This is a genomic window from Roseicyclus sp., assembly GCF_052168335.1.
Lineage (GTDB): Bacteria > Pseudomonadota > Alphaproteobacteria > Rhodobacterales > Rhodobacteraceae > Roseibacterium.
The window spans coordinates 1-3,931 of sequence record NZ_JBQLZP010000636.1 but is presented as its reverse complement, the minus strand read 5'-3'; the positions used below and the strand labels follow the sequence as shown (position 1 = coordinate 3,931).

Annotated in this window: 5 protein-coding genes and 1 pseudogene; all 6 read left to right on the top strand. The window is 66.3% G+C overall.

Going from position 1 to position 3,931, the window contains the following annotated elements; all coding sequences use genetic code 11:
- The first annotated feature begins 48 nt into the window (after positions 1-48).
- Complete coding sequence (bchZ, locus tag ACTS11_RS19490; RefSeq protein WP_442641947.1) at positions 49-1,521, top strand: chlorophyllide a reductase subunit Z; 1,473 nt, start codon at positions 49-51, stop codon at positions 1,519-1,521.
- A 1-nt stretch (position 1,522) separates the two neighbouring features.
- Positions 1,523-1,741: a cytochrome PufQ gene (gene pufQ, locus ACTS11_RS19485; protein ID WP_262876973.1), complete on the top strand. Its 219-nt coding sequence runs from the start codon at positions 1,523-1,525 to the stop codon at positions 1,739-1,741.
- Positions 1,742-1,957: 216 nt separating this feature from the next.
- Positions 1,958-2,107: a light-harvesting antenna LH1, beta subunit gene (gene pufB / locus ACTS11_RS19480; protein WP_278026697.1), complete on the top strand. Its 150-nt coding sequence runs from the start codon at positions 1,958-1,960 to the stop codon at positions 2,105-2,107.
- 14 nt (positions 2,108-2,121) lie between these two features.
- Positions 2,122-2,286 (top strand): light-harvesting antenna LH1, alpha subunit, encoded by a 165-nt coding sequence (gene pufA, locus ACTS11_RS19475; protein ID WP_109666569.1) that lies wholly within the window; start codon positions 2,122-2,124, stop codon positions 2,284-2,286.
- Between the two features lie 136 nt (positions 2,287-2,422).
- Complete coding sequence (pufL, locus tag ACTS11_RS19470; protein ID WP_442641946.1) at positions 2,423-3,322, top strand: photosynthetic reaction center subunit L; 900 nt, start codon at positions 2,423-2,425, stop codon at positions 3,320-3,322.
- Between the two features lie 3 nt (positions 3,323-3,325).
- Positions 3,326-3,931, top strand: a pseudogene (locus ACTS11_RS19465) (photosynthetic reaction center subunit M); the annotation flags it as partial.

The window sequence follows — 3,931 nt, the reverse complement described above, 5'->3', positions numbered from 1 at the left end:
CCCCCGGACCCCCCGGCGTATTTCCGGAAAGATGATGGGGGCAGGGGCATGCTGATCCAGGATCACGATCGCGCGGGAGGCTACTGGGGCTCGGTCTACGCGTTCACCGCGGTCAAGGGCCTCCAGGTCATCATCGACGGGCCCGTCGGCTGCGAGAACCTGCCGGTCACCTCGGTCCTGCACTACACCGACGGCCTGCCGCCGCACGAGCTGCCCATCGTGGTGACGGGCCTCGCCGAGGAGGAACTGGGCCGCGACGGCACCGAGGGTGCGATGAAGCGCGCCTGGGGCGTGCTCGACCCCGCGCTGCCCTCGGTCGTCGTCACCGGCTCCATCGCCGAGATGATCGGCGGCGGCGTGACGCCCATGGGCACGAACATCCAGCGCTTCCTGCCGCGCACCATCGACGAGGACCAGTGGGAGAGCGCGGACCGCGCGATGACCTGGATCTTCACAGAGTTCGGCATGACGAAGGGCCGCATGCCGCCCGAGAAGAAGCGCGAGGAGGGCGCCGCGCCCCGCGTCAACATCCTCGGGCCGATGTACGGCACGTTCAACATGCCCTCGGACCTCCACGAGATCCGGCGGCTCGTCGAGGGCATCGGCTGCGAGGTCAACATGGTGATGCCGCTCGGCTCCCACCTGGCCGAGATGCGCAACCTCGTGAACGCGGACGTCAACATCTGCATGTACCGCGAATTCGGGCGCGGCCTCTGCGAGGTGCTGGGCAAGCCCTACCTGCAGGCGCCGATCGGCGTGGAGAGCACGACGAAGTTCCTGCGCAAGCTCGGCGAGCTGACCGGTCTCGACCCCGAGCCCTTCATCGCGCGCGAGAAGCACTCGACGATCAAGCCGGTCTGGGATCTCTGGCGCTCGGTCACGCAGGATTTCTTCGCGACGGCGAGCTTCGGGATCGTCGCGAACGAGACCTATGCCCGCGGCGTGCGGAACTTCCTCGAGACCGACCTCGGCCTGCCCTGCGCCTTCGCGGTGGCCCGCGTCGCCGGAAAGAAGACCGACAACGAGCAGGTGCGCGCGCTGGTCAGCCAGAAGCGGCCGCTGATCCTGATGGGCTCGATCAACGAGAAGATGTACCTCGCCGAGATGGCGTCGGGACACGGGCCGAAGCCGGCCTTCATTCCGGCCTCCTTTCCCGGCGCCGCGATCCGGCGCGCCACGGGCACGCCCTTCATGGGCTATGCGGGCGCGACCTACATCCTGCAGGAGGTCTGCAACGGCCTCTTCGACGCGCTGTTCCACATCCTGCCGCTCGGCAGCCAGATGGACAGCGTCGAGGCGACGCCGACGACGCTCCGGCGCGACTTCCCCTGGGACGCGGACGCGCAGGCGCTGCTGGACCGGATCGTCGCCGAGCATCCGATCCTGACGCGCATTTCCGCCGCAAAGACGCTGCGCGACGCCGCCGAGAAGGCCGCGCTCGCCTCGGGCGCCGAGCGGGTGGGCAGGGACACCGTGGAGCGCCTTGCGCCCGCGGGCTTCGAACTCAACGAGGGAGAGTGACATGACGGACTACACCTCCAACGCGCCCGTCACGCGGCACAAGCCGCCGAAGACGGAGTTCATGATCTACTTCGCGATCATCTTCGCCGCGACGCTGCCGCTTGCGACCCTGACCTGGGCGCTGGCCGCGATCCGCACGGGAAGCATGACCGACAAGGGACCGATCAAGCGCGCCTGGAGCCAGGCGCGGATCATCACGCCGATGATCTTCTCGGCCTGACGGAGATACGACCCGAACCCGCCGCCCAGAGCCGCTTCAGACCCGGCTGGCAGGTGAGGGACCCACGCTCAACTCGGCGTGACGACCGGAGCCGAGACTGAATTCACCCCCGGCGGAGCGATCCGCAGCGGGTGGAATGCCGGCAGGGCAATGAGGCCTTGCCGGGGCCCGGCCGCGGGGAACGCGGCATCAGTCTAACGTTCCGGAGGAAAGTTAATGGCTGACAATGCTGACCTGTCCTTCACAGGTCTGACCGACGAGCAGGCGCAAGAGCTGCACGCGGTGTATATGAGCGGGCTCTGGCTGTTTTCGGCCGTCGCCCTGGTCGCTCATCTCGCCACGTACATCTGGGCGCCCTGGTTCTGAGAAGGGAATAAGTCATGGCTAAGTTCTACAAGATCTGGCTCATCTTCGACCCCCGCCGCGTGTTCGTGGCCCAGGGCGTCTTCCTGTTCCTTCTCGCGGCGATGATCCACCTGGTGGTTCTGTCGTCGGGCCTGAACTGGTTCGAGTCCGCCGCCGCGACGGCAGGCTTCGGCGGCTGACGCCGCCCGAGCCGCACGTCTCGTGACGGCAAGACCCAAGCTGCGGGCGGCGCGGTCCGTTCCGCCCGCAGCCATCGGACGAATAACTGACGGCTGACCGCATAGGGGACACGCCGCCATACGCGGAGACAGACGCATGGCTTTGCTAAGCTTCGAGAAAAAGTACCGCGTCCGCGGAGGGACGCTGATCGGCGGCGATCTGTTCGACTTCTGGGTTGGCCCCTTCTACGTGGGCTTCTTCGGGGTCACGACAGCCTTCTTTGCGCTGCTGGGAACAATCCTGATCTTCTGGGGCGCGGCCATGCAGGGCACGTTCAACCCCTGGACGATCAACATCGCGCCGCCCGACCTGAGCTATGGCCTGGGCTTCGCGCCGCTCCTCGAGGGCGGGCTCTGGCAGATCATCACCTTCTGCGCGGTCGGGGCCTTCGTGTCCTGGGCACTGCGCGAGGTCGAGATCTGCCGCAAGCTGGGCATCGGCTATCATGTGCCCTTCGCCTTCGCCTTCGCCATCTTCGCCTACGTGACGCTGGTGGTGTTCCGCCCGCTCCTGATGGGCGCCTGGGGCCACGGCTTCCCCTACGGGATCTTCAGCCACCTCGACTGGGTCTCGAACGTGGGCTACGCCTACCTGCACTTCCACTACAACCCGGCGCACATGATCGCGGTGACGTTCTTCTTCACCACGACCTTCGCGCTCGCGCTCCACGGCGGCCTGATCCTTTCGGCCGCCAACCCCGAGAAGGGGGAGGAGATGAAGACGCCGGATCACGAGGACACGTTCTTCCGTGACTTCATCGGCTACTCCATCGGCACGCTGGGCATTCACCGTCTCGGCCTGCTCCTGGCGCTGAACGCCGGCTTCTGGAGCGCGGTCTGCATCATCATCTCCGGCCCGGTCTGGACGTCCGGCTGGCCCGAGTGGTGGAACTGGTGGCTCGAGCTGCCGATCTGGCCGGATCCGGGCCTCGTCTACGAAGGCAACGCCCTCGAGACCTACGGCGCGACGCAGCCGGCAGTCGTGGGAGGTAACTGAACCATGGCCTACTTCGAGTATCAGAACATCTTCACCCAGGTTCAGGTTCAGGGCGAACCCGAGATGGGCATCGAGCTCAAGGAGAACATCCTTGGGGGAGAGCGGACCAGGAAGGCGAGCTTCTCGACGCTGCTGGGCTGGTTCGGCAACGCCCAGCTCGGCCCGATCTACCTGGGCTGGGCCGGCCTCATCAGCCTCGCGACCGGCACGCTCTGGTTCGTCATCGTCGGCTTCAACATGCTGGCGCAGGTGGACTGGTTCATCCCGGAGTTCATCCGTCAGCTCTTCTGGCTGGCGCTCGAGCCTCCGGGGCCGGAATACGGCCTGAGCTTCCCGCCGCTCAACGATGGCGGATGGTACATCATCTCGAGCTTCTTCCTCCTGATCTCGGTGATGATGTGGTGGGTCCGCACCTACCTGCTGGCCGCGCAGCACAAGATGGGCAAGCACATCGCCTGGGCCTTCCTGGCCGCCATCTGGCTGTTCCTCGTCCTCGGCCTGTTCCGTCCCATCCTGATGGGATCGTGGAGCGAGGCGGTGCCCTACGGCATCTTCCCGCACCTCGACTGGACCACGGCCTTCTCGATCCGCTACGGGAACCTCTACTAC